Genomic DNA, 23269 nt, shown 5'->3' on the forward strand with positions numbered 1-23269 from the left:
CCTCGATCCCGCACGTGGCGAGCCGCACCGTGCCGCTGCCCAGGGCCGCCCCGCCGCGCAGCGAGACGCCGGTCGCCGCCGCCAAGCCGGCCGAGCCTGTGACGCAGCAGGCTCAAGCGCCGCAGGCACAGGCACCGCAGCAGACCGCTGCCGCCCAGGCGAAGGCGGGCGAGGCCACACCGCAAACCGTCGCGCCGACCGTCGGTCAGGCCAAGCCGGCCCCAACGATCCTGCCGACGCAGGAGATGCCGGCGGCCCAGGGGCTGGATTAGCGTCGCGAGTTTGATGCGATAGCGCCAGCCACACCCACGCTGTCGTCCCTGCGAACGCAGGGACCCATACCGCGTGTTCTATCGGTGGGGATGAGGTGCGAGTCCCGAACGACCAATCTTCGCCAAACTGCTCCCTGTGGTTATGGGTCCCTGCGTTCGCAGGGACGACGGCCGGGCAAAACAAAAAAGGCGCCTGAGCAATTCAGGCGCCTTCCGCATTTCAGCGATCGCTTCAGCTCCGCGGATATCCCGCGGCTTCCAGGATCAAATTGGCGACCTCCTTCGGATGCGACACCAGCGAGAGGTGGCCGGCATCGAGCTCGACCGTGGTGGCGTTCATGCGCTTGGCGAGGAAGCGTTCGAGATCCGGATTGATGGTGTAGTCGTTCTTCGACACCGCGTACCAGCTCGGCTTCGAATGCCACGCAGCTTCCGTGGTGCGGCCGGCGAAGATCGACGCGGCAGTCGGCCATTGCACGGCATAAAGCTCCCTGGCCTGCTCCGGCTTCACGCCATTGGCGAAATATTTCAGGAAGGCGTCTTCCGAAAGTTTTGTGTCGCCGTCGCGCTCGACGATGCCGGCGCGCACCGGGCCGGTCGGGAATTGCTTCGACAGCGCGACGAAATCCTCGTTCGCATCGGGCGCACGTGCGGCGACATAAACGAGGCCGGTGACCTTCGGATCGGTGCCGACCTGGCTGATCACCGTGCCGCCCCAGGAATGCGCGACCAGCACGGTCGGTCCGTCCTGCTCGGCCAGCGCGCGCCTGGTCGCCTCGACCGAGTCCGCAAGCGACGACAGCGGATTCTGCACGGCCGTGACATGCAGGCCCGCGGCCTGGAGGATCGGGATCACCTCCGACCAGCTCGAGCCGTCGGCCCAGGCGCCGTGCACCAGCACGACGTTCTTTGCTTTCACCGTCTGCGGTGTCTGCGCGTGAGCGAGGCTGAGGGGGGCCGCCAACAGGCTCGCGGCGACGAAAAAGCTGCGCCAAAGTGACATGATCGTGCTCCGTCTCGTTTTGTGTTCGATGTCCAAAGGACGGAGCGTGGGGCAGCGGCGTTACGCTCAGTCACCTACCTGTGAGCAGCGTCTTGGTCGGGCGTGTACGGGACGCGTGGGCGAGCTTGCAGTGGGGGTAACGTAGAACGACAGGCCCAACCTGTATTTCCATTTCAACCGAAAACCGCCGCTGGATTCTGCGGCACTGACAAACAGGCCGGTACGAAATATATGACGCAGGAGTCGCTGCGGGGCTACTCGCGGCGTTTCGCGACACAACTGGACAAGTAAAAAAACGCCCCGGGGCACCGGGGCGTTTTCTCAAACCTGGAAGTGGCGTGCCGTGGTTAGGCGGCGACCGAGTTCTCGATCACCTGCGCCTTCGGTGCGCTGGTATTGATCGCGATCTGGCGCGGTTTCTTCGCCTCGGGAATCTCACGGACGAGGTCGACGTGAAGCAGCCCGTTTTCCAGCGAGGCGTCCTTCACCTGCACGAAGTCGGCGAGCTGGAAGGCGCGCTCGAATGCACGCGCGGCGATGCCGCGGTAGATCACTTCGTTCTTGCTGTTCTCGCCTGCGACCTTCTCGCCCTTGATCGTCAGCGTATTTTCCTTCGCGACGATGGAGAGCTCATCCCTGGCGAAGCCCGAGACCGCAACGGTGATGCGGTAGGCATTCTCGCCGGTACGCTCGATGTTGTAGGGGGGATAACCGGGGCTGCCGTCCGAGCTGGCCTGGTCGAGCAGGCTAAAGAGGCGGTCGAAGCCGACGGTGGAACGGTAGAAGGGGGTGAGATCGTAGCTACGCATGGTCTAGTCCTCCATTGAGCGACTGTTGGGTAACCCGCCCGCCAATCGGGCCGGGCTTTAGTCTGTGTGCAGCCTGATGTTCCGGGTCCGAAACACTGGTAGCGGCCTGCACGAAGATGATATGGGTGGAACGAGACGGCGTTCAAGAGGGCGGCAATCAGCGCCTTTTCGGCGCTCCCGCCCCTTGATTTGCAGCACTTCGCGCCCAAGCACTTCCAATCATGACGCTGGTCTCGATCCCGTCCAATCCCGTCCCCGAAGACGTCGTCAGCGGTACCATCAAGACGCCCGATGGCGCCGAGCTGCGCTTTGCGCGCTGGGCGCCGCCGGCGAACCGCAAGGGCACCGTCTGCGTCTTCACCGGACGCAGCGAGCAGATCGAGAAATATTTCGAGACCGTGCGCGATTTGCGCGACCGCGGCTTTGCAGTGGCAATGATCGATTGGCGCGGGCAGGGCCATTCCTCGCGCCGCCTGCGCGACCCGCGCAAGGGCTATGTGCGCGACTTCTCCGATTTCGAGGTCGACGTGGAGGCGTTCGTGCAGCAGGTCGTGCTGCCGGATTGCCCGCCGCCGTTCTTCGCGCTGGCCCATTCCATGGGCGGCACGGTGATGCTGCGGGTGGCGCATGCGGGCAAGCGCTGGTTCGACCGCATGGTGTTGTCGGCGCCGATGATCGACCTGCCCGGCCGCACCACCTCGCTTCCGGTGCGTGCGCTGCTCAAGACCATGCGCCTGCTCGGGCAGGGGGGCCGTTATGTCCCCGGCGGCAGCGACCGTCTCACCGGGCTCGATCCCTTCATCAACAATCCCGTGACCAGCGATCCGGTACGCTATGCGCGCAATGCCGCGATCCTGGAGGAGGACCCGACGCTCGGGCTGGCATCACCGACCGTGGCCTGGGCCGATACCGCCTTCCGCGCCATGAACACCTTCAAGGGCAAGAACTACCCCTCGCAGATCCGCCAGCCGATCCTGATGCTGGCGGCCTCCAACGACGCGGTGGTCTCGACCGCGGCGATCGAGGAGTTCGCCTATCACTTGCGCGCCGGCTCCCACCTCGTGATCGCCGGCGCCAAGCACGAGATCCTCCAGGAGCAGGACCGCTACCGCTCCCAGTTCTGGGCCGCCTTCGACGCCTTCGTGCCGGGCACGCCGTTGTTCAAGTGAGGAAAGAGCGCGTCATCGCGCTACAAACTCGTCATGCCCGGGCTTGTCCCGGGCATCCACGCACTTCGGTTCGGCGAGGCAAGAACGTGGGTGGCCGGGACAAGCCCGGCCATGACGAGACGAAGAACTCTGGTCGCGTTAAAGCGTCTTCAGATACTCGATCAGATCGTAGCGCTCGTTATCGTCCTTGAACATGCGGCCGATGACGCCATCGCGCTTCGGTTCGCCTTCCTTGCGCTCGAAGGAATGGCCGAGCACGCTGTTGCCCTGGATCGGGTCCTTCTCCGATCCCGCCGAGAACTGCGTTTCGCCCGTCTTGCATTTCTCATCCGCGGTCACCGCAAAGCCGACGGTCACGGGATCATAGTCGCGGCGGCCCATGCAGAATTTGGTCGGGCGCTCGTTCGCCGGCTTCAGCAACCAGAACAGCGAGGGCACCGAACCGTTGTGCAGGTAAGGTGCGGTAGCCCAGATGCCGTTCAATGGCCGCGCCCGATAGCGCGGGTCAGGCGCCGGATTGAGACAATTCTTGCGCGCGAGATTCCACATTTTCGCCCGTTCGGCCTCCGGGACCTTCTCGTCGTCCATCCATTTGCGGGCGACGAGATCGACCACCGTCATGAGGCCGAGCGCATAGACCATCTCATTGGGCGATTTGCTCGCGGTGGGGATGTCGCATTGCCACCATGTCTGGAGGTCGGCCGTATTCACCTTCAGGAAGCCGGGCACATCGACGATCCTGTTGCTGAGAACAAGGGACTGTTCGGGATCCGTCTTGATCTCCTTGAGGGGAATCGTGACCGCGTTCAGCACCTTGCTGTCGCCGCTCGGCTCCCAATGCTTCGATGACCAGAAGGCGGGCGTGTCGATGGCCGGAAGGTGGCACCCGGAGCACATCTCGGCATAGATGGCGCGGCCGCGCTCGACGCGATCGGGCTTCAGCCGCCATGCATCGCCGAGGATTTGCGAGGGCCATTGCGGCGCCAGCAGGCCGCCGAATTTCGGATCGGCGGAGGGATCGGCCGGCTTGAACGGATCGGGGCCTCTCAGCATGTCCTCGATCCAGCCGAGTGTCCTGATGTTCACCGAGGACCGCCACAGCCGGTCCTCCGGATAGGCGTCGGACAGGTTGAGCAGTGCGGTCACGCCGAGCGCTTCGCCGGCATTGCGAATTAACGGCTGCTCGATCGATGCGTCGTACTGGGCGAATTTGAACCAGGGCACGGTCCAGATCGCGGGGTAGCTGACCGGGGCATCCTGGGCATGCAGGTTCTTCTCGAAGCCCTTGACCCCGCTCAGCGCGAGATCCTGCGAGAAGACCTGGTTGCCGATGCGATTGAGAGCGTCGAGGCGGCCGAACCCTTCCTCCGTGTCCTGCTGCTGCCTGCCGTTCCAGGTCTTCTTGCTTTCAACCGTCTTTTGCTGGGTTTTCGCCCAGTCGATCAGGAACGTGCCGATCGCGCTGAGCTTCTGCTTGAGCGCGGCGCGATCCGTCTTGCTGGCATCGGGGCCGAGCACGCGATCGGCAAAGCGCTGGAAGCGGAACGGGACATACAGGGTGTAGGCGATCGACAGGCCGGTCGAGAGCTCCAGCTTCTTCAGGTCGGTCATGGCCGGGCCGCCGTCGAAGCGCACGTCCACGCCCTGGTAATGGATCTGGCCGGTATGGCAGGCCGCGCAGGTCAACCCGATCTTGTCTTCCTCGCGACGGCCGGTCGCGGGATCGACGACCCCGGTCATCCGCGCGAATCCGACCGGCAGGCCGTCGACGTTCTCCACTGGCGTCCATCTGGTCGACCAGTCCGGCACCTGCGTCGTCTCATAGACATTGGCGTAACCGAAGCGGCGCAACGTCGTCGTGTCGGTCTGGATCGACTGCGGGCTCGGGATGAAGCCGAAGCCTTCGAGATAGGCGCTCTCCTTCATCATGCCGGGTTTCGAGAATAGATGAAGGCGTGGCTGCTCCAGCGCCATGAACCATTCATAGGGCACGGGGAAGGTCGCGGTGCCCTGGCTGGCATGATGGAACCAGTGCCGGTCCTTCAGCGACCAGTTCTGCTCGAGCCAGAAGGCCGCCTTCGTCTCCGGGACCGCAGGCAAGGGCGGCGGCAAGAGATTTACGAGAATTCCCTTCTGCGGCAGCATGGCGCGAACCTGATTGGGGAATTCGGCGACCGCGACGAGGGCAACGAGGCCGACGGCGATCAGCAAGGCCGCAAGCTTGAGGGCGCCCCGCACCACGCGCTGGCAGGTCGACAGCACCGGCGGGACCAGCCGCTCGTTGATGCGCGCCGGGAATTGGCGCTCGTTGAACAGCGTGCGCACGTCGGCAACGCCGAGATAGCGATCCTCGCCCCTGCCCTTGCCGATGATCTTCAGGAGGATCGGCCATTCGAACTTCATCAGCAGCGGGTAGTACCAGCGCGCGGCGCTGCCGGCGCGCTTGAGGTTGTCGCGCATGAAGATGTCGATTTCCGAGGCGTTGAGGCCCAGCTCGGAGCCGCCGTTCGGATCGGTGTAAGTCCGGCCGAAACTCGCGAGCCGCGCGATCTCGTCCTCGTTGACCTTGCCGTCGACTCCGAGGATGCGCGAGCCGGCACCGCGCTTGTCCAGCGGGCCGCCGCGCAGCGCATCGAGTTGCGCGCCCGAAAAGATGCTCTTGAGGATGTGACCGAGACCGTTGGCGATGAGCGCCACGCCGCGGACCTGAAGCCGGGCAGACGCCTTCTTCAGCCCGGTTTCGCCGGTCGCGTTCGCGATCGTCTCCGACAGCTTGCCGAGCGGGACAGTGCCGCCCTCGACAAAGCCCTCGCCGACGAGGCCGCGCAGGAATGGGCAGGGATTGTTCGGCGAGACCTGGATCGAGGGGTCGAACGGCGGTTTCGAAGCGGGGTCATGCATGGCCCAAAATCCTGAAAACAGCGAATCGTGAAATGAGGCGCCGATCAAGCGCGGAAAGTCCTAACAAACCGGCAGCAAGCTATACTACTTGAGCGTGTGGCGAAGTGTGGCCGAATTCACTGTTCTGTCAACAAGTGCAGGCGGGGTCTCGCCAAAGACCTAAGGGAACGGCTGCGGGGGGACCGTGGCCTGCCGGTCAGGACTCGGCGACGCGTTTGACGTCGCTCTGAACCAGGGTCAGTTTGCCGAGCGGCACGCCGGCCTTCAGCAGCCCCTCGCGATAGTGGGCGAGATCCTCGGGCCGCTTCCAGTGGAAGTTGCGCAAGTGACGATCGACATTGAGCGTCGGGTAATTGCCCATCAGCACGGAGGTCGCTTCGCTCGCCTCGGCACTCCGCCCCAATTGTGCCAGGGCCGCGGCGCGGATCGCCAGCGCCTGCATGTGGTTGGGGTTGATGTAGAGCTGCTCGCGCGCCCATGACAGGGTCGCGTCATATTGGCGCAACAGATAATGACTGAAGGCGTTCAGCGCCGCCCATTGGTAGCGCGGGTCGCTGTTGTCGCGCTGCGCGGCCATCGAAAACATCTCGATCGCCTCGCGGTGCTCGCCGATGACGAAATGGCAGATGCCGAGCACGCCGCGCGCGCCCATGTCGTAGGGATTGAGCGCGACCGCGCGCTTGGCCGCGTCCATCGCCGCCTCGTAATGCCCTTCCATGGCGTGCGCCCAGGACAGGATCGAGAACGCAAAGGACGAGCGCGGGTCGAGCCGGACGCTGGTTTCGGCGAGGTTCATCGCCTCGGCCCACATCTCGCGCGTGCCCTTGACCCAGCCGAACTGGATGCTCTGGATCTGGATCGTGGCGAGATAGGCGTGCGCGATCGACAGCTTGGGATCGACCCTGATGGCTTCCCGGAACAGATCGACGGCGGCAGTCAGGTCCTCCTTGGTCTGCCGGTAGTAATGCGACAGCCCCTTGAGGAAGCGATCCCAGGCGGTGACGTCCGTCGAGAGTCGCGCGGGCGCCGAGGCTTCGGCGCGGACGATCTCGGTGGCGATGGCGGCGGACAAATTGGTCGTGATCTCGTCCTGCATCGCGAAGAAGTCGCCGATGTCGCGGTCGTAACGGCCGGTCCAGAGCTGCTCGCCGGTCTCCGGGGCGATCAGCTCGGCGGTGACGCGGATCTTGGCGCCGGCACGCCGCACCGAACCCTGGATCAAATAGGTGGCGTCGATCTCGCGCGCGATCAGGCGGGTGCTGGTGTTCCTGCCCTTGAAGGCGAAGGTCGAGTTGCGGCTCAGCACGCGATAGAAGGATTGCAGCGACAGTGCGTGGATGAGATCCTCGGTGAGGCCGTCGGAGAAATACTCGTCCTGGGCATCGCTGAGATTGGCGAACGGCAGCACGCCGACGATCGCGGTGCGGTACTGTTGCGAGAGGGCGGACGCCTCCCGGAGCTCGGGCGCGAGCGCCGGTGCACCCTCGGGCGTCCAGGTCCAGACCCCGATTGCATCCTTGATGTTCTTGAAGCGATGATTGCCGGCATCGACCAGCGGCACGCTGAGATGCTTGCTCGCCTCCTTGTAGGCCTTGGCCGAGATCGCAAAGCCGCCGGGGCTCGCGACCGACTCCAGGCGGACGGCGATGTTGACATCGTCACCGAATACCTCGTCCTCATCGGCGATGACGTCGCCCATGTGGATGCCGAGGCGGAACTGCATGGCGCGGTCGGCCGGCAGATGGTGGTTGCGCTCCGCCATCAGCGTCTGCATCGCGATCGCGGCCTCGGTGGCGCCGACGATCGAAGGGAACTCCAGCAGGAAGCCATCGCCGGTGTTCTTCACGACGCGGCCGCCGTGATTGAGGATGATCGGGTGGATCGCGCTGCGATGGGCCTTGAAGGCGGCATGGGTGCCGGCCTCGTCGCTGCCCATCATGCGCGAATAGCCGGCGACATCGGCGCAGACGATGGCGGCCAGACGTCTTTCCATATCCCGGAAGCTCCAAGGGATCGTGAAGGGATCGAGAAGGGATCTGGGACTGGCCACGGCGTGGCAAGTCGACGCGAATCCCGCATTTCAAGAACCTCGCCTTTATAAAGCAGATGTGGCCGAGCGGAAGCATGATCCGCATTGCAAATTCGAGGTAAATCCTCCGCAATCCCGGCGGTGGACGGCGGCCGCCGAACCGACTAAGCGGAATTGCGACCGCCGGAACGGGCGGCAGGGGGGCACCTTTGCATGCTGGGCATTCACGAAATCGGGCTCTTCATCCTCTCGGGCGTGCTGCTCAACATCACGCCGGGGCCTGACTCCGTCTACGTCATCGGCCGCAGCATGCAGATGGGCTGGCGGGGCGGCGCCGCGGCCGCATTCGGCATCAGTTGCGGCTGTTTCGTCCATGTCGCGGCCGCCGCGATCGGGCTTTCGGCCCTGCTGATGGCCTCGTCGACCGCCTTCTCGATCCTGAAGCTGGTCGGGGCGGCCTATCTCGTGTTCACCGGGCTTCAGATGCTGTGGTCGCGCCCGGTGCTGGCGGCGGCGATCGACGAGCAGGTGCGGAGCTCGCTGCGGCGGGTCTTCCTCCAGGGCGTCTTCACCAACGCGCTCAATCCCAAGGTCGCGCTGTTCTTCCTGGCTTTCCTGCCGCAATTCGTCGCGGCCGATTCACCGCACAAGCCGCTCGCCTTCCTGACGCTCGGCCTGATCTTCATCTCTACGGGCACGCTGTGGTGCCTGGTGCTGGCCGCGTTCGCGGCCAAAGCCGCCCACCGGCTGCGCGAATCCGAAGGCGTGATCGCCTGGGTCAACCGCGCCCTCGGCGGCCTCTTCATCTATCTCGGCATCCGCGTCGCCATGCTGGAGACGCGGTAGGCTCATTCGAACGAATGATGCGGGCAGCGTAGGGCGATCTTCCCTCAAACGAACTCCTTCGCCAGCGCACTGCCGGCGAGATAAAGGCCGAGCAGGATCATCGCGATCAGGAACCAGCGGCGGAACGCTTCGGCCGGCATCCGTGCTCGCACCGACTGTCCCACGAACATGCCGGCAAAAGCCATGGCCATGCCCACCGCGCCCGGGACGACATTGGCTGGCGTCAACAGCCCAACGGCCGTCAGGTTGAAGGCGAGCGCCAGTGTCGCCGTCGTGAAGAACACGCCGAGCGCCTGCACCAGCTCGTCCTTCTCCATGCCGATTGCCTGCATGAACGGCATCGAGGGGATCACCTGCACGCCGGTCGAGGCCGAGATCACGCCGGTGACGACACCGACCACGCCGCCGACCCATTTCTCGTTTTGCGGCGCGACGCGGAATTGGAACTTGTTCAGACCGATCACGGCATAGATGACGAGCAGGACGCCGAGCACGATCGTGCCGTAGCGCGCATGCGGCCCGGTCAGCGCGCCGGCATTGAGCCAGCATCCGATCACGGTGCCGATCATCAGCGGCCACAGCCGCTTCAGGATGTCACGCAGATACGGGCCGACGAAGGTCTGCCAGATGTTGGTGACGATGGCTGGCACGATGACGATGGCGATCGCGCGGCTGGGCGTCATGCTCACCGCGAGCAGGCCCATGGACACCGTCGGCAGGCCGAGCCCGACCACGCCCTTGACGAATCCGGCGATCAGGAACACGGCGGCGATGACGATGAGAAGCGGGTCGATCATGCCAGCACATTGACCGAAGCCGCGCGGGCGCACAATCTGGAGGTTACGGAGTAAGCCTTCGCTCTGAACGAAGGCTGGGAGATCTGCCATGCGTTTTGACCTCGTCGACCTCCAGCTCTTCATCGCGGTCGCCGACCAGCGCAGCATCACCCGCGGCGCCGAGCGGTCGCACCTGGCCCTGGCCTCGGCCAGCGCGCGCATCAAGGGGCTCGAGGACGCGCTCGGCGTCGCGCTGCTCAAGCGCGGGCGGCGCGGCGTCGAGCTGACCGCGGCCGGCGAGAGCCTGCTCGATCATGCCAGGCTCGTGATCCACCAGATCGATGCCATGCGCGGCGATCTCGCCGGTTTTGCCAGCGGCGTGCGCGCCAGCGTGCATTTCCTCGTCAACACCTCGGGCCTGTCGGAACATCTGCCGAAGGCGCTGGCCGGCTTCCTGCGCGAACACCGCGACGTCGCCATCGACATCGAGGAGCGCGAGAGCACCGACATCGCGGCGGCGATCACCGCAGGCGCCGCCGACCTCGGTTTCGCCGCCGAGCACGCGCTGCCCGACCATATTGAGCGCTTCGTGTTCAGCGAGGACCACCTGACATTGGTGACGTCGCGGCGCGGCCCGTTCGCGGGTCGCCGCCAGATCGATTTCCAGGAAGCCGGCAGTTGCGACTTCGTCGGGCTCACCAGCGCCACCGCGCTCCAGATGCACATTTCGAAGCACGCCGCCCGGCTCGGCATGCGCCCGCATTACCGCGCGCGCCTGCGCGACTTCGATGCGATCTGCCAGATGGTCGCCGCCGACGTCGGGATCGCGCTGGTGCCGATATCCGCCGCCCGCCGCTGCGCAAAACTGATGCCGCTCGCCATGGTCCGGCTACGCGATGCCTGGGCCAACCGCAAGCTCGTGATCTGCGCGCGCAGCTTCAAGACGCTGCCAAGGCCTGCGAAGATGCTGGTGGAGCATCTGCGGGCAGAGGCGGTGTGAGCAGTTGTTGCTGCGCTAGTGTGAGGCACGCTCCCGCAGCGAGCAAACTGCGCTCCCTCCCCCCTTGTGGGGGAGGGCGGGGGAGAGGGGTAGTCCAGGAACAGGTGCCTCTGTCGTGAAGAAGAGAGATCGATGGGGTCCCCGTGTGGCCCCCTCTCCCTAACCCTCCCCCGCAAGGGGGGAGGGAACGCACCTGTCGCGTTGTGAAGGTGGTGCTTACCCAGCGAAAACGCGAACTACTTCGCCGTCTCCACCCCGGCGTCCTTGATCACCTTCGCCCACTTCTTGGTCTCATCCGCGATGAAGCTGCGAAAATGCTCCGGCTCGTCGCCAATCAGCGTCGCGCCTTGCGCGGCGAGCTTCTCCTTCACCGCGGGATCGGCCATCGCCTTCGTCGCCAGGGCGTGCAGCGCCGTGACAATCTCCTTCGGCGTGCCCTTGGGCGCCACCATGCCGTACCAGTTCTCGACGCGCAGATCGGGAAAACCCGCTTCCGAAAGAGTCGGCACGTCAGGTGCGGTCGGGGCGCGCTCTGCCGAGCCCATCGCGATCGGCCGCAGCGCGCCGGCCTTGACCTGCGGCAGCAGCACGGGGAGATCGAGAAACGTCATCTGCACCTGCTGGCCCAAGAGATCGTTCACCGCGGGAGCTGCGCCGCGATAGGGCACGTGGACGATGTCGATCTTCCCCGTCAGCTTGAACAGCTCGCCGGCAAGATGTGGCAGGCTGCCGGGGCCGGAAGAGGCGAAGTTGAGCTTTCCCGGCTGCGCCTTGGCCAGAGCGATCAATTCGCCGATGTCCTTGGCGGGCACGTTGGTGGCGACCACGAGCATCTCCGGCACCGTCGCAACCAGCGTCACCGGTGTGAGGTCGCTCAAGGTGTCGTAGGCGACTTTCTCCATGCTCGGGCTGATCGCGAGCGCGCCGGCTGAGGAGATCGCGATGGTGTAGCCGTCGGGGGCGGCCTTGGAGACCGCATCGGTGCCGAGCACGCCGCCCTGGCCGCCGCGATTGTCGATCAGCACCGGCTGCCCTGACAGCTCCGACATGCGCTGGCCGATGACCCGCGCGATGATGTCGTTGGGCCCGCCGGCCGGAAACGGCACGATCAGCTTGATCGGCTTGGCCGGGAAATTCTGAGCGGACGCCACTGATGGCAGCAGCAGCAATAATCCAAGAAGAAGCCTGCGTGAGATGGTCATGCAAGCCTCCGCTCGCGTGTTATTGGTTGAGCAGCTTCAGTGCTTCTTCGTGAACCCTGGCATCTCCGGCCGCGACGATGCGGCCGCCGCCCTGGGCCGGCTTGCCTTCCCAGGTGGTGACGACGCCGCCGGCGCCGGTCACGATCGGGATCAGCGCGGCGATGTCGTAAGGCTTCAGCTCGGTCTCGACCACGAGATCGACGTGGCCGGCCGCCAGCATGCAATAGGAGTAGCAGTCGCCGCCATAACGCGACAGACGCGCGCCCTTCTCGATGCGGCTGAAAATGGCGCGGTCGCGCTCGTTCATCAGGAGCGGGCTGGTGGTGTAGGTCGTGGCTTCCGAAAGCGAGGCGCAGCGGCGAACCTGGAGCCGGCGCTCGCCCGACGGGCCCTTGTAGTTGGCCGAACCGTTGTCGCCGGAGAAGCGCTCGCCGATGAAGGGCTGGTGCATCATGCCGTAGACCGGCGCGCCCTTGTGCAGCAGTGCGATCAGCGTCCCCCAGATCGGAAAGCCGCCGATGAAGGATTTGGTGCCGTCGATGGGGTCGAGCACCCAGACATAGTCGGCCTCCTCGCGCTCATTGCCGAATTCCTCGCCGACGATGCCGTGCTGAGGGAAGTTGGCCTTGATCAGCCGCCGCATCACCGCCTCCGCGGCGCGGTCGGCCTCCGTGACGGGGTCGAAATCCTTGGTCTTGCTCTTGTCGTCGATCGACAGCGAGGTGCGGAAGAACGGCAGGATGGTTTCGCCGGAGGCGGTGGCGAGCCGTCCGATGAAGGCGGAAAAGTCGATCACCGTCACAGGCCGAATCCTCAAAGCGAAGGTTGGATGGAGCTCCCTCTTGCCTAGCTCAATTCGCCTCCCGCGTGCAGCGCTGTCTTGATCTTGCACCCTGGTATTTTGGATGCCGAACGCTGCTGCCCCATCCAAGTCATCTGCTGGCCAAATATCGATCACAGAGTTGAAAACTTAGTTCCGAATATGCCTTGTTCGTATGCAAATGACAATCAACCCATTGAAATTCCTTATCAAAGAAACTGAATCTGGGTTTCCATAGAAGCAATTGAGCCATGTGCGTATTGCATGGGAAATGGCTCAAAAGCCCTTGCACTTTGTGCGGCGCGGTCGCATATTGTTGCGGTGCGGTAGCGCTTGGCGTTACCGCTGCCCTCCTTGGGCGTTTCCTCCCTAGACTTGGGCCGCTTGCGTCATTCGCGAGCGGCCCTTTTTTCTTTGGGCCTGTCGTTTTCGTTTCAAGGTGCGCAGCGAAAGCGAAGCGAAGACGCGTTCGCCCGATCACAGACAATACGATCTGACGAAGAAAAGCCGGCGCCTATTCTGCCGCGGCCTGGAACGGGCCGAGATCGCCGAACGGAATCGTGGTCGCCAGCACGTCGGCGAGAACGCCGAAGTCGGACGCCACTTGCGCAAAGCGTGCACTCCGCTCGCGCCGCCGCTCGTCCATGTAGATCGCGCGGTTGAGCTCGAGCTGCACCGCGTGCAGGCCGCTCGCGGGATTGCCGTAATGCTCGGTGATGAAGCCGCCGGCATAGGGCTTGTTGCGGCCGATCGAATAGCCGAGCCCGGTCATGGTCTCCTCGACCCGGTCGGGCAGAAGCGGGGTGCAGCTTGTGCCGTAGCGGTCGCCGATCACGACGTCGGGCCGGCGCGGCTCGTCCCTGCTGACGCCGACCGAGGGCATCGAATGGCAGTCGACCAGCACCACGGTGCCGAACATCTGGTGCACCTTGTTGATCAGCCGGCGCAGCGCGCGGTGGTAGGGCTTGTATAGCGTCTCGATCCGCCCCAGCGCATCGTCGACCAGGATGCGGTCGCGGTAGATCTCCTGGCCGTCGCCGACCACGCGCGGAATGGTGCCGAGGCCGCCGGCGACCCGCATCGAGCGGGTATTGGCAAAGCTCGGCAGCCGTCCGCTGAACATGCGGGGATCAAGCTCATAGGGCTCGCGGTTGACGTCGACATAGGAGCGGGGAAAGTTGACCCGCACGGTCGGAAAGCCGCGCTCGCTCAAGTGGCCGATCAGCTCGTCCATGAAGGAATCTTCGGACCGCCGCAGCGTCGGCAGGTCGATCCTGGACGCCGCGAGGAATTCGTCCGGATAGGTCGAGCCGGAATGGGGCGAGTTGAAGATGACAGGCGCGCGCCATTGCGCGGGCTCAACGATCTCGAAGGCTGGCGACACCTCGCCGTCAAACCGGGTCATCTTCTCAGGCTTCGTCCCTTAGCGGCAGGATCCGGGCCTCGGATCGAATTGATTCGGCCGATCGATGCGGCTCTTATGTGTCGTCATTGTCCGGAATCGCAACCATTCTGCCAAGCGAAAAGATGTGATTGGCGCTGGAACATGTCTTAACCGTGTGGGCAGGGAAGCGGGGATGCGCCGGCGGCTCGATTGATTCGAGCGGCATTCCGGTTCACAAGGAGCCGGCAGTGCAGCCGGCTTGGGGTTAAGATTTTCACCCCAAATTTACCCTCTGTCCGGCTTAGTAAGCTCTGCTGATATCCTCTGGGGATTCGACGTTTCCTGCCATGCCAAAAATCCTGCTCGCCGAAGACGACAACGACATGCGCCGTTTCCTGGTCAAGGCGCTGGAAAACGCCGGTTTTCAGGTCTCGTCCCATGACAACGGCATGGCCGCCTATCAGCGGTTGCGGGAAGAGCCGTTCGAGATGCTGCTCACCGACATCGTGATGCCGGAGATGGACGGGATCGAGCTCGCCCGCCGGGCCTCGGAACTCGACCCCGACATCAAGATCATGTTCATCACCGGCTTCGCCGCGGTCGCCCTGAACTCGGATTCGGACGCCCCCAAGAACGCCAAGGTGCTGTCCAAGCCCGTGCATCTGCGCGAATTGGTCAGCGAAGTGAACAAGATGCTGGCGGCCTAAATCGGCCCCGTTCCGTCCTTGCACAGGGTCCCCTCGTCCGTTATAGGGACCCCACCCGACGTAAGTGGACTTTTAGGGCACGTAGCTCAGCGGGAGAGCACTACCTTGACATGGTAGGGGTCACAGGTTCGATCCCTGTCGTGCCCACCATCCTTCGCTCGCGATAGCGAGAGAAGGATGCCGCGCCGAAGCCCAAAGGGCGTAGGCGGGCTGCCGCCGCGAGCTTCGGCTCGGCAAGCCACGATCTCCACGCGAAGCGTGTCTGGCGTAGCTCGAAGAGCGGAGACGGACTGGCGCGTCTTGCTCGGTTTCGCTGGACAGCCCGTAGCCGGGATGGAGCGAAGCGCAATCAGGGATGCCCCTCCAGAGGCCCATCCCGGCCATCACTTCAGTTCCGTGTTCGCCACCGGCAGGATGGAGGCGACGTGCCAGCCGGTCGCATCCTGAACGTAGGTCTGGCTGATCAGAAACGTATATTGTTGCGACGGCTTGCCCGGAAGGCCGCGTGTGAAAACGATGGGAACGAGGATCTGCATCACCTCGTTCGAGATCACCGCAACGTGGAATTCCGACATGTTGGGCTCGAGGTGCCAGGTGCCCTCGTAATACGCCTTGAATCGGGTGGCGACCGCATCGCGGCCTCTCGTCTCGATGCCTCTCGCAAACAACAGTGTGCCGGGCGAATTCCAGAGCATCATCTTCACATCGTCCGCATCATGCGCATTCTGCGCGGCGATGAATTTTTCGAAGATGTTTCGTGCCTCCGCGTCATTTGCGGCAGCTTGCGCGCCTCCTGCTGGCCAGAACGCTGCGGCGAGGAGCAGCGCTGCGGTCGCTGCCGCAGCACGACGACGACATCGCGCAAAGGGCCGCGGCCTGATGGAGCCTCGAGACATCTCGGAAGGGGGCATGGTGACCTCTGGTTTTGAATGTTGATCGTCATATCATCAATCGCCTCGCCGACCTTTCAGGATCGCGCGATCCGCGGTCGCCGCTGCATCACGTCTTCGTTGCCCACGCCTTGGTGGATTGCCGCAGGGATTTAGCCTGCGCTCGCGCGGTCGGGGGCTGCCCCCTGGAACAGGCCGGTGCTGCCGCGCATTGATCCGCCATGTCCAAGAACCCCGGAAAAAGGTTTGCCGTCGGCGACCACGTCAGCTGGAATTCCGAGGCCGGCCGGGTGCGCGGCCATATCCTGCGCGTGCACACCGCCGAGGTCGATTACAAGGGCTACGTCCATCACGCTACGCCTGACGATCCGCAGTACGAGATCAGGAGCGACAAGACCGATCACGTCGCCCTGCACAAGGGCCGCGCATTGCGGTCGTTGAAAAGCTGACGGCCCGCGAGCCGGGCGGTCGAGGTGTCACCATGGCTCATCCGTTCTTCACCATCGGCCACGCCACACGTTCGATCGAGGAATTCGTCGAATTGCTGCAGGACAGCGCGGTCACCTTCGTGGCTGACGTTCGGACCGTGCCCCGCTCCCGTACCAACCCGCAGTACAATCGCGAGACCCTGCCGCAATCGCTCGCGGCTGCTTCGATCGGCTACGAGCACATTGCCTCGCTCGGCGGCCTGCGCAGCCGCAGGCGCGAGGTGCCGCGCGAGACCAACGCCTTCTGGCAGAACGTCAGCTTTCACAATTACGCCGACCACGCGATGGGCGTGGCCTTTCACGAAGGGCTCGCACATTTGCGCGCCGTCGGGCAGGTGCAGCGCTGCGCCATCATGTGCGCGGAAACATTGTGGTGGCGATGTCACCGTCGGATCATCACCGATTACTTGCTCGCGGCGGGCGAGACGGTGTTTCACATTCTGGGGCGGGGGCAGGTCAAAGAGGCCGAGATGAATCCGGCTGCGCGGGTCGTTCCCGAAGAGCGTCTGGTCTACCCGGCGGAAAATCAGCCAATCGCGTAAATCCCCGGCGTGGAGCTAGCCAACGCCGTCAATCGGGCTGGCTCGCCGGTTGGAGCAGCACATCCTTCAACCCGGCCGGATAAAGGCTCGGTCCCCCGTCCACGTCGAGGTCGGCAAGGTCGAACCAGCGCGCGATGATCTGCTCTCCACTGTCCTCGAGGAAGTCGAGGCGATCCCGGTCGGCGAAGGCGCCGTCGGGAAACTCCACCTCGCAGATGAACATCACCTCGTGCCCGGTTGCGCCCTCGTGCATGAAAATGTTCTCCAGCACCAACGGCTCGCTTGTGATGGTGACGTCGATGCCGAGCTCCTCGTTGAACTCGCGCATCAGCGCAGTGCGCCAGCTTTCGCCGAATTCGATCTCGCCGCCGAGCGGCCGAACACCCTTGATCCGCCCGGCATCGTCGCGAATTTCGGCCGCCAGCAGGCGCCCGTCCCGCCAGTGCAGGCCGATCGCGACGACGCGGATGTGGGGATGCGGGCGCCAAATGGTCATAGCGGATCGTTATCGCGCGCGCCGCCGTGGTGCAATGCGTGGGGCGAGCTCCGTCGGGCCGGATGAGGCTTCGCAGCCTTGATCCATGACTCGCCGCCTGCCATTGTCCGGTTATCCACCACCGCAACGAGCTGGTGCGATCGAGTTATGGCGTGCGGCGAAATGCGTCGCTTCGCCGGATGTGAAGCAAAGGCAGGCTATTGAGATGAGCAGCGTGAACAAGCCCGGTGGCAACTATTTGCCGGTGATCATCCATGGTGGACTTGCCTATGTCAGTGGCCAGCTGCCGCGTCGCGGCGAAGACCTGCTGTATGTGGGCAAGGTCGGAGCAGGCGTCGATATCGCGGCCGCACAAGAAGCTGCCGCCCTTTGCGCTGATCTCTGCATTTCCGCCATCAATCACGCCACAGGCGGAGAGGACCGGATCGTCCAGGTCCTGCAGCTCGTTGGATACGTCGCTTCGGCACCTGGATTTACCCAGCAGTCGCAAGTCATGAACGGTGCCTCCGACCGGCTGATCGAACGCCTCGGCGAGCGCGGTCGTCATACGCGGACGTCCGTCGGTGTCGCCGAGTTGCCGCGAGGGGCGCCGGTCGAGCTGAACATGATTGCCGCTGTTCGGTCATAGCAAGCAGGCTATCCAACGAGATATTTGGCAACTGCCGCCTCGTCCCACGCAAGCCCGTTGCCGGGCTCCTCGCTCGGCAGCGCAAAGCCGTCCTTGATCTTCAGTCGCGTCGAAAGCACCGCGTCGGCCCAATCGACATATTCCAGCCAGTGCGCGGTCGGCGTCACGCAGAGCAGATGCGCGCTGACTTCCGAGAACAGATGCGTCGACATCTCGATGCCGGCGGCATGGGCGAGCGAGGCGGCGCGCAGCCAGCCGGTCACGCCGCCGATGCGCTGCACGTCGGGCATCACGTAGTCGCAGGCCTCAGCCGAGAGCGCTGTTTGCATCGAAAAGGCGCTGTCAAAATTCTCGCCGATCTGGACGGGCGTATGCAGTGCGTCGGCAATGCGGGCGCAGCCGGCATAATCGTCGTGGCGGATCGGCTCCTCGATCCAGCTCAAGCCCTCGTCGTCGAGCATCTCGCCGCGGCGGATGGCTTCGGTCACCGTCAGTGCCTGGTTGTAGTCGCACATCAGCGTCACCTCGTCGCCGACGGCCTTTCTCACCGCGCGGACGACGGCGAGATCCTCCCGCGCATCGGGCCGGCCGACGCGGATCTTGGCGGCCTGAAACCCCTCGGCCAGCAGCTTGTGCGCCTCCTCGACCGCGGCGCCCGCCGGCATGATGCCGAGCCCCTTCGAATTGTAGGCCTTGACCGGCTTCGGCGCGCCGCCGAGAAGCCGTGCCAGCGGCAGGCCCTTGCTGCGGGCGAGCGCGTCCCAGGCCGCCATGTCGATGCCGGATTGCGCCAGCCGCTGCAGGCCGGCGAGGCCAAGCAGGGTGAAGCGCTGGGTCAGCTTGCGCTCGATCTCGAACGGCAGCAGCTCGTCGCCGGCAAGCAGGTCTGACATTTCCGTGACCATCGCCGTCAGCGGCTTCAACGCCGACGGTGTGATCGAGAACAGATAGGCGTGCCCGCGGGCGCCCTGGTCGGTCTCGCAGTCGATCAGCACCAGCGGGGCCTTGGCGACAGCGCCGGTCGAGGTCTGCAGCGGCAGGTTCATCGGCACGATCACGGCCCGCGCATGGAAGTGTTGGATGCGGATGGTCTCGGTCATGAATCTCTCCGGGCGGGATGGAACGATCAGGCTACTTTTGCTGCAAGGCCATGCGAACGCCAAGACCCAGGTAGATCGCCCCGATGACGCGGCCCTGCCAGCGGCCGATGCTGCGATGACGGGTGAGCCAGCCAGCGACTTGTCCGGCAACAAGTGCGATCAACGCGGTGTAGATCGCGCTCATGATGACGAAGATGAGGCCAAGAATTGCAAGCTGGGCAACGACGGAGCCCTTCTCGGAATGTACGAACTGTGGGAGAAAGGCCAGGAAGAAGAGCGCCGTCTTCGGGTTGAGCAGTTCGGCCAGCACGGCCTGCCGGAAGGCGAGCGACGCGTCGACCAAACGCGACTGCGCCAACTTGATATCCTCGCCTCTTTCCATAAACGCGCGGATGCCAAGATATATGAGGTAGGCAGCGCCGGCGTACTTCACCAGGCTGAAGGCGAGAGCCGAGGTCATTAGCACCGCCGACAATCCGAGCGTAGCCATCGCGGTGTGAAGCAGGTCTCCAGTAGCGATGCCAAGACCGGTGGCAATTCCGACGCGATGCCCGCCCACAGACGCGCGCCCGAGCACCAAGAGGACGGCGGGACCCGGAATGAGAAAGAGGCCGAGAACCACCGCGATATAGGTCAGCAACGTGTCGAACTGGATCATGGTGAGTTCCGGTCTGATTGTCAGGAGCTCAAACCAGCCAGACCCGGTCTCTCAATGCAAGTCCTCGATGCGGCATAGGCTCCTGGTTCTCAGAGCTGTCTCCATCAGCCGCGAGGTGATTCCCTATTCGGTCGACGACGCTGAACGACGCGGCTTCCCGAGCCGGATTATCCGGCCGAAGCCGCGGTGCGCCAGGTCGCTCCAACGGCGAGATCAAATGGCGAGGCGAGCTCATTCACATTTGCAGCGCTCTCGTTGGTGAAGCCGTTGCCGTCGAGGAGACCGAAGACGGATCCTGGCAAGTGCGCTTCTCGACGTACCGATCGGCATCATCGACCAGAAAACGCGCAAGCTGCGGCGCAGCGCCAACGCCGCGCCGCAGCCGACCAGATCATGAACGACTGTTACCCATCCATCCGGTCTGTTTTGTTACCTATCCATCCGCTGGACAGCGTTCAGGTGGGCCTCACCTCGCCGCCCCCTCGGTGAACGCCGTCTCGATCACATCCCCAAAGGGTTGCCACGAGCGGCCGTCGAACTGCACGAGCCGCATCTGCCTGATCGGCAGATAGTTGTTCGGCGAGGTATTCATCCTGATGTTGGGCAGCGCGACGGAGGGGTTGTAACCCCTCAGCGAAGCCGCCTGACGCATGATGTTCTCGCGTGACAGGTCGTCGCCGCATTGCTTCAGCACCTGCGTCAACGCCTCGGCTGCGGCGTAGCCGTAGACCGCTGCGCTGTTGTTGGTGCTTTCGACCTGATGGTACTTGTCCATGAAGGCGAACCATTCCCTCATGGCAGGATCGTCTTTCCAGGCGGGGTCGCTGGGGTCCTTCAGGAAGGCGGCCGAGATCACGCCGGCCGAATTCTCCAGGCCCGCGGGCGCCATCGCATTGGCGATCGAGGCGGAGGTATCGTTGACGATGAAGACCGGGCGCCAGTTGAGCGAAGCCGCGAGCCTGATCACCTTGGATGCCGTCGACGGCACGCCGAGAAAGACGAAGATATCGGCACCCGCGCGTTTGAGGATCGAGACGTGCCCGTCGAGGTGCTCGTCGCCGATGTCGAAGGCGATGTCGACGAGGACATGGCGGTTCAGATCGCCAAGTCCGTCCTGGATTCCCTTGTAGAGCATGCGTCCGAACTGGTCGTTCTGCCAGAGCACGACGATCTTCTTCCTGGGATAATAGGCCTGAATGTAGTTGGCGTAGATGCGCCCCTCCGACCGGATCGACGGCTGCCAGCCCATGGTCCAGGGGAAAGCCCTGGCCTGGCTCAGCTCCTCGTCGCCGGAGGCGACGAAAAGCTGCGGCACCTTCTTCTCGTTCAGATACCAGCGGGTGGCGAGATTGCCGGGCGTGCCGAACGATCCGAACATCAGGTGCACGTCCTCCTTCTCGACCAGATTGCGCGTCAGCTCCAGTGCGGTCGACGGATCGGAATTGTCGTCGCGCGTGATGAAGCGGATCTTGCGGCCATTGATGCCGCCGCGCGCGTTGACCATGTCGAAATAGGCGGCCTCCGCCTGACCGATCGCGCCGAATTCAGAGAGCGCTCCCGAATACGGCATGACATTGCCGATGCGGATTTCCTTATCGCTTGTGGGTTGGTCTGGGCGTTGCTCGGACATCGCGCCAAGCGACGCGAGTGCGGCGATCAAAACGAACAGCAGTCTGCCGGTGACGCGCATGCTCGACACCTTGTCGTTGGCCCCCAACGAGGTCGGCTCAGTCCGCACCAAGGCGAGTTGATCTAGATCAGGCGTTTGGCAATCGTGTGGCCTGGCAGCCCGCTTCAATACAGCGCAGGCCCGTACGAAGTGGCAGGCGTGCTGACACGCCGCTACGGCAGCCCCCGCGCTTCCAGCTGATGCACCAGCAGCAGGGTCGGTTCGGCGAGGCTGTCGCCGGAGCCATCCAGGCCAAAGGCGCTCGCGATGCCGTCGCGACTGCGCAGCAGCGCGCTGCGCGGACAGTGGCCGGCGCCGCAGAGCGTCTTCTTCAAGGTCTCGCCCTGCGTCACGAGGCCAGGGGAATCGTCCGCGGCCCAGGCCAGCACGATCGGCACATCGACATTGAGGATGCCGGGGAATACCGAGCGCGCGTTGTACTGGCTGGCGTCACCGCCGAGATAGGCCTTCTCGCTGTCGCTGGCGTCCTTGCCGGCGCGGTAGATGCCGGACACCAGCACGACGGCCGCGACATCGGCGCGGTCGGCCTGGAGCTCGGGATGCGCCAGCAGGGTTGCGACATGGAATGCGCCGGCGCCGTAGCCGACCGCGACGATCTCGCGTGCGTCGCCGTTGAACAGGTCGATATTGCCGTGGACCCAGGACAGCGCCGCCGCCACATCGGTCGCTCCCATCGGCCAGGTCGCTGCGGGCGCCAGGCGATAATTGACGCGCACCCCGATCATGTCGTTGCGGGCGGCAAAGCACATGACCTGGTCCTGGATCTGGCGCGACAGCTCGGGCGCGGCGCGGTCGCCGGTGAAACTGTCGCCGGCCACGAACAGCAGTACCGGCCGCGGCGTATCCGCCTTGGTCGTGCTGGCGGCAACGTCGAGCACATTGGCCTCGTTTTCGCCGTAGCGCAGGCCCCGCGAGAAGGTGACCTGCTCGCACAGCCGCGCGGTGCCGCCGGCGGTGGTGTCGGAATCGGTCAGGCCTGTCAGGATGAGGTCGGAGGGCGGCGTCAGCCGCGCCGGCAACGGGCCATGCGCGGATGCTGTCGTGATGGTTAGAAACAGGAAAAAAGCGAGATAATTCTTCATTTGGTGCCGGCCTTTGCGCCCCCCATATTGGTTCGCCGGTTTGGCCTGTCTTTTCAATTCGCCTTATTCGTCCGCCTTGAGGCGATTTCACGGCACCTTTGGTTCGGCGACAGCAAGGCGATCACCCCGAAGCCCACCGTCGTCGCGTGCGAGATTTTCGGCTGGCGCCCGGCCGCCAGCGGCCCCCCGTCGCACTGGCGACGACGTGGCCCATGTGAGGACAGGTTGCGGCCCCCCGCATCCATGGCTTCCGAGGTCTCAGGCGGCGCTCTTGCGCCTGGCTGCCTTCTTCGTCGTCTTCCTTGTCGTCTTCCTGGCCGATTTCTTCTTTGCCGTCTTCCGGGCGGCGAGATAGGCCTCGACCTTCCTGGAAGAATGGCCGGCCGCGGCGACGGCAGCTTTCAGCTTGGCCGGGGTGATCTTGAATCTCTTCGACCAGTAACGGACCTCATAGGCCTCGCTCAGCGCGATCCGGCTCTTGTCGGAGGCGCGGTGCTTCTGGAGCTTGATATACGCCTCGACCTTCTTGGCGGAACGGCCGACCTTCTTGACGGCGTATTTCAGCTTGGCCGGGGTCACCTTGAACTTCTTCGACCAGTAGGCGACTTCATATTTTTCCGTGAGCGCAATCAGCGCCCGATCGGCCCCGCCGCGCTTTGCCTTGTTTTCGGCCATGCTTCCCTCCTGCCGCGGAATGCGTGCCGCCAATCTAGCATGCAACCGGATTCGGAAGGCAAGACGCAAGCCGTGCGGTGGTTGCGCAAGGCGGCGGTTTTG

General features: G+C 64.2%; 23 protein-coding genes, 1 tRNA gene and 1 pseudogene. 9 read left to right on the plus strand and 16 right to left on the minus strand.

Translation table 11 applies throughout. From position 1 onward, the window contains the following. Positions 1-272, plus strand: a pseudogene (locus XI03_RS10655) (hypothetical protein); the annotation flags it as partial. 232 nt (positions 273-504) lie between these two features. Here the strand turns inward: XI03_RS10655 and XI03_RS10660 are convergent. Together XI03_RS10660 and XI03_RS10665 are read right to left on the minus strand one after the other, a co-directional pair. After that, entirely contained in the window at positions 505-1275 is a 771-nt protein-coding gene (locus tag XI03_RS10660; protein ID WP_271592121.1) for an alpha/beta fold hydrolase, read from the minus strand. A 347-nt stretch (positions 1276-1622) separates the two neighbouring features. Next, positions 1623-2084, minus strand: a complete 462-nt coding sequence (locus tag XI03_RS10665; protein ID WP_028140008.1) for an Hsp20 family protein — start codon at positions 2082-2084, stop codon at positions 1623-1625. 221 nt (positions 2085-2305) lie between these two features. Here XI03_RS10665 and XI03_RS10670 point away from each other — a divergent pair, with 221 nt between their 5' ends. Continuing rightward, positions 2306-3253 carry an alpha/beta fold hydrolase gene (locus tag XI03_RS10670; protein ID WP_028140009.1) on the plus strand — a complete coding sequence of 316 codons (948 nt, stop codon included), beginning with the start codon at positions 2306-2308 and terminating at the stop codon, positions 3251-3253. Positions 3254-3391: 138 nt separating this feature from the next. On the opposite strand, the gene XI03_RS10675 is transcribed toward XI03_RS10670, so the two are convergent. Continuing rightward, positions 3392-6154 (minus strand): di-heme-cytochrome C peroxidase, encoded by a 2763-nt coding sequence (locus tag XI03_RS10675; protein ID WP_271592122.1) that lies wholly within the window; start codon positions 6152-6154, stop codon positions 3392-3394. Positions 6155-6350: 196 nt separating this feature from the next. Next, positions 6351-8147, minus strand: coding sequence for an adenylate/guanylate cyclase domain-containing protein (locus XI03_RS10680; protein WP_271592123.1), 1797 nt, complete (start codon positions 8145-8147; stop codon positions 6351-6353). A 249-nt stretch (positions 8148-8396) separates the two neighbouring features. Between XI03_RS10680 and XI03_RS10685 the strand changes: the two genes are divergently transcribed. Beyond that, entirely contained in the window at positions 8397-9029 is a 633-nt protein-coding gene (locus XI03_RS10685; RefSeq protein ID WP_271592124.1) for a LysE family translocator, read from the plus strand. A gap of 44 nt (positions 9030-9073) precedes the next feature. Here the strand turns inward: XI03_RS10685 and XI03_RS10690 are convergent, their stop codons facing one another. Then, entirely contained in the window at positions 9074-9826 is a 753-nt protein-coding gene (locus tag XI03_RS10690; protein WP_038972869.1) for a sulfite exporter TauE/SafE family protein, read from the minus strand. 88 nt (positions 9827-9914) lie between these two features. On the opposite strand from XI03_RS10690, the gene XI03_RS10695 reads away from it, so the two are divergent. Next, on the plus strand, positions 9915-10805 hold the full coding sequence (locus XI03_RS10695; protein WP_028140014.1) for a LysR substrate-binding domain-containing protein: 891 nt from the start codon (positions 9915-9917) through the stop codon (positions 10803-10805). A gap of 236 nt (positions 10806-11041) precedes the next feature. On the opposite strand, the gene XI03_RS10700 is transcribed toward XI03_RS10695, so the two are convergent. The 3 genes from XI03_RS10700 to XI03_RS10710 form a co-directional block, all read right to left on the minus strand. Beyond that, on the minus strand, positions 11042-12007 hold the full coding sequence (locus tag XI03_RS10700) for a Bug family tripartite tricarboxylate transporter substrate binding protein (protein WP_028140015.1): 966 nt from the start codon (positions 12005-12007) through the stop codon (positions 11042-11044). A 19-nt stretch (positions 12008-12026) separates the two neighbouring features. Beyond that, positions 12027-12809 carry a histidinol-phosphatase gene (hisN, locus tag XI03_RS10705; protein ID WP_028140016.1) on the minus strand — a complete coding sequence of 261 codons (783 nt, stop codon included), beginning with the start codon at positions 12807-12809 and terminating at the stop codon, positions 12027-12029. A gap of 532 nt (positions 12810-13341) precedes the next feature. Continuing rightward, entirely contained in the window at positions 13342-14232 is an 891-nt protein-coding gene (locus XI03_RS10710) for an N-formylglutamate amidohydrolase (RefSeq protein WP_018316156.1), read from the minus strand. 326 nt (positions 14233-14558) lie between these two features. On the opposite strand from XI03_RS10710, the gene cpdR reads away from it, so the two are divergent. Beyond that, entirely contained in the window at positions 14559-14918 is a 360-nt protein-coding gene (cpdR, locus tag XI03_RS10715) for a cell cycle two-component system response regulator CpdR (protein WP_007597092.1), read from the plus strand. 75 nt (positions 14919-14993) lie between these two features. Next, positions 14994-15068: transfer RNA gene (locus XI03_RS10720), tRNA-Val, on the plus strand. Between the two features lie 233 nt (positions 15069-15301). Here the strand turns inward: XI03_RS10720 and XI03_RS10725 are convergent. Then, positions 15302-15829: a DUF4440 domain-containing protein gene (locus tag XI03_RS10725; protein ID WP_271592125.1), complete on the minus strand. Its 528-nt coding sequence runs from the start codon at positions 15827-15829 to the stop codon at positions 15302-15304. A 200-nt stretch (positions 15830-16029) separates the two neighbouring features. Here XI03_RS10725 and XI03_RS10730 point away from each other — a divergent pair, with 200 nt between their 5' ends. Together XI03_RS10730 and XI03_RS10735 are read left to right on the plus strand one after the other, a co-directional pair. Continuing rightward, the gene (locus tag XI03_RS10730) at positions 16030-16257 is read left to right on the plus strand and encodes a DUF2945 domain-containing protein (RefSeq protein ID WP_038947568.1); all 228 of its coding nucleotides are present in this window, start codon (positions 16030-16032) and stop codon (positions 16255-16257) included. Between the two features lie 32 nt (positions 16258-16289). Further along, positions 16290-16838 (plus strand): DUF488 domain-containing protein, encoded by a 549-nt coding sequence (locus XI03_RS10735; RefSeq protein WP_271592126.1) that lies wholly within the window; start codon positions 16290-16292, stop codon positions 16836-16838. Between the two features lie 28 nt (positions 16839-16866). Here the strand turns inward: XI03_RS10735 and XI03_RS10740 are convergent, their stop codons facing one another. Further along, positions 16867-17334 carry an NUDIX hydrolase gene (locus tag XI03_RS10740; protein WP_271592127.1) on the minus strand — a complete coding sequence of 156 codons (468 nt, stop codon included), beginning with the start codon at positions 17332-17334 and terminating at the stop codon, positions 16867-16869. Positions 17335-17539: 205 nt separating this feature from the next. Between XI03_RS10740 and XI03_RS10745 the strand changes: the two genes are divergently transcribed. Beyond that, positions 17540-17962, plus strand: coding sequence for a RidA family protein (locus tag XI03_RS10745; protein WP_018316149.1), 423 nt, complete (start codon positions 17540-17542; stop codon positions 17960-17962). An 8-nt stretch (positions 17963-17970) separates the two neighbouring features. On the opposite strand, the gene XI03_RS10750 is transcribed toward XI03_RS10745, so the two are convergent. From XI03_RS10750 to XI03_RS10775, 6 genes are all read right to left on the minus strand, one after another. Beyond that, positions 17971-19062, minus strand: a complete 1092-nt coding sequence (locus XI03_RS10750; protein ID WP_271592128.1) for an enolase C-terminal domain-like protein — start codon at positions 19060-19062, stop codon at positions 17971-17973. 31 nt (positions 19063-19093) lie between these two features. Then, the gene (locus XI03_RS10755; protein ID WP_028140021.1) at positions 19094-19720 is read right to left on the minus strand and encodes a LysE family translocator; all 627 of its coding nucleotides are present in this window, start codon (positions 19718-19720) and stop codon (positions 19094-19096) included. Between the two features lie 167 nt (positions 19721-19887). Next, complete coding sequence (locus tag XI03_RS10760) at positions 19888-20022, minus strand: hypothetical protein (protein WP_271592129.1); 135 nt, start codon at positions 20020-20022, stop codon at positions 19888-19890. A gap of 164 nt (positions 20023-20186) precedes the next feature. Further along, complete coding sequence (locus tag XI03_RS10765) at positions 20187-21410, minus strand: ABC transporter substrate-binding protein (protein WP_271592159.1); 1224 nt, start codon at positions 21408-21410, stop codon at positions 20187-20189. A 152-nt stretch (positions 21411-21562) separates the two neighbouring features. After that, complete coding sequence (locus tag XI03_RS10770) at positions 21563-22492, minus strand: alpha/beta hydrolase (RefSeq protein ID WP_095425189.1); 930 nt, start codon at positions 22490-22492, stop codon at positions 21563-21565. 258 nt (positions 22493-22750) lie between these two features. After that, the gene (locus tag XI03_RS10775; protein WP_271592130.1) at positions 22751-23167 is read right to left on the minus strand and encodes a DUF3606 domain-containing protein; all 417 of its coding nucleotides are present in this window, start codon (positions 23165-23167) and stop codon (positions 22751-22753) included. Positions 23168-23269 lie beyond the last annotated feature (102 nt).

The organism is Bradyrhizobium sp. CCBAU 65884 (assembly GCF_028128835.1).
Lineage (GTDB): Bacteria > Pseudomonadota > Alphaproteobacteria > Rhizobiales > Xanthobacteraceae > Bradyrhizobium > Bradyrhizobium ottawaense.

Excerpts from the sequence above, each read along its gene's own strand:
- XI03_RS10660 (WP_271592121.1), bottom strand. The coding sequence starts at position 1,275 with ATGTCACTTTGGCGCAGCTTTTTCGTCGCCGCGAGCCTGTTGGCGGCC.
- XI03_RS10665 (WP_028140008.1), bottom strand. The coding sequence starts at position 2,084 with ATGCGTAGCTACGATCTCACCCCCTTCTACCGTTCCACCGTCGGCTTC.
- XI03_RS10670 (WP_028140009.1), top strand. The coding sequence starts at position 2,306 with ATGACGCTGGTCTCGATCCCGTCCAATCCCGTCCCCGAAGACGTCGTC.
- XI03_RS10675 (WP_271592122.1), bottom strand. The coding sequence starts at position 6,154 with ATGCATGACCCCGCTTCGAAACCGCCGTTCGACCCCTCGATCCAGGTC.
- XI03_RS10680 (WP_271592123.1), bottom strand. The coding sequence starts at position 8,147 with ATGGAAAGACGTCTGGCCGCCATCGTCTGCGCCGATGTCGCCGGCTAT.
- XI03_RS10685 (WP_271592124.1), top strand. The coding sequence starts at position 8,397 with ATGCTGGGCATTCACGAAATCGGGCTCTTCATCCTCTCGGGCGTGCTG.
- XI03_RS10690 (WP_038972869.1), bottom strand. The coding sequence starts at position 9,826 with ATGATCGACCCGCTTCTCATCGTCATCGCCGCCGTGTTCCTGATCGCC.
- XI03_RS10695 (WP_028140014.1), top strand. The coding sequence starts at position 9,915 with ATGCGTTTTGACCTCGTCGACCTCCAGCTCTTCATCGCGGTCGCCGAC.
- XI03_RS10700 (WP_028140015.1), bottom strand. The coding sequence starts at position 12,007 with ATGACCATCTCACGCAGGCTTCTTCTTGGATTATTGCTGCTGCTGCCA.
- XI03_RS10710 (WP_018316156.1), bottom strand. The coding sequence starts at position 14,232 with ATGACCCGGTTTGACGGCGAGGTGTCGCCAGCCTTCGAGATCGTTGAG.
- cpdR (WP_007597092.1), top strand. The coding sequence starts at position 14,559 with ATGCCAAAAATCCTGCTCGCCGAAGACGACAACGACATGCGCCGTTTC.
- XI03_RS10725 (WP_271592125.1), bottom strand. The coding sequence starts at position 15,829 with ATGCCCCCTTCCGAGATGTCTCGAGGCTCCATCAGGCCGCGGCCCTTT.
- XI03_RS10730 (WP_038947568.1), top strand. The coding sequence starts at position 16,030 with ATGTCCAAGAACCCCGGAAAAAGGTTTGCCGTCGGCGACCACGTCAGC.
- XI03_RS10735 (WP_271592126.1), top strand. The coding sequence starts at position 16,290 with ATGGCTCATCCGTTCTTCACCATCGGCCACGCCACACGTTCGATCGAG.
- XI03_RS10740 (WP_271592127.1), bottom strand. The coding sequence starts at position 17,334 with ATGACCATTTGGCGCCCGCATCCCCACATCCGCGTCGTCGCGATCGGC.
- XI03_RS10745 (WP_018316149.1), top strand. The coding sequence starts at position 17,540 with ATGAGCAGCGTGAACAAGCCCGGTGGCAACTATTTGCCGGTGATCATC.
- XI03_RS10750 (WP_271592128.1), bottom strand. The coding sequence starts at position 19,062 with ATGACCGAGACCATCCGCATCCAACACTTCCATGCGCGGGCCGTGATC.
- XI03_RS10755 (WP_028140021.1), bottom strand. The coding sequence starts at position 19,720 with ATGATCCAGTTCGACACGTTGCTGACCTATATCGCGGTGGTTCTCGGC.
- XI03_RS10765 (WP_271592159.1), bottom strand. The coding sequence starts at position 21,410 with ATGCGCGTCACCGGCAGACTGCTGTTCGTTTTGATCGCCGCACTCGCG.
- XI03_RS10770 (WP_095425189.1), bottom strand. The coding sequence starts at position 22,492 with ATGAAGAATTATCTCGCTTTTTTCCTGTTTCTAACCATCACGACAGCA.
- XI03_RS10775 (WP_271592130.1), bottom strand. The coding sequence starts at position 23,167 with ATGGCCGAAAACAAGGCAAAGCGCGGCGGGGCCGATCGGGCGCTGATT.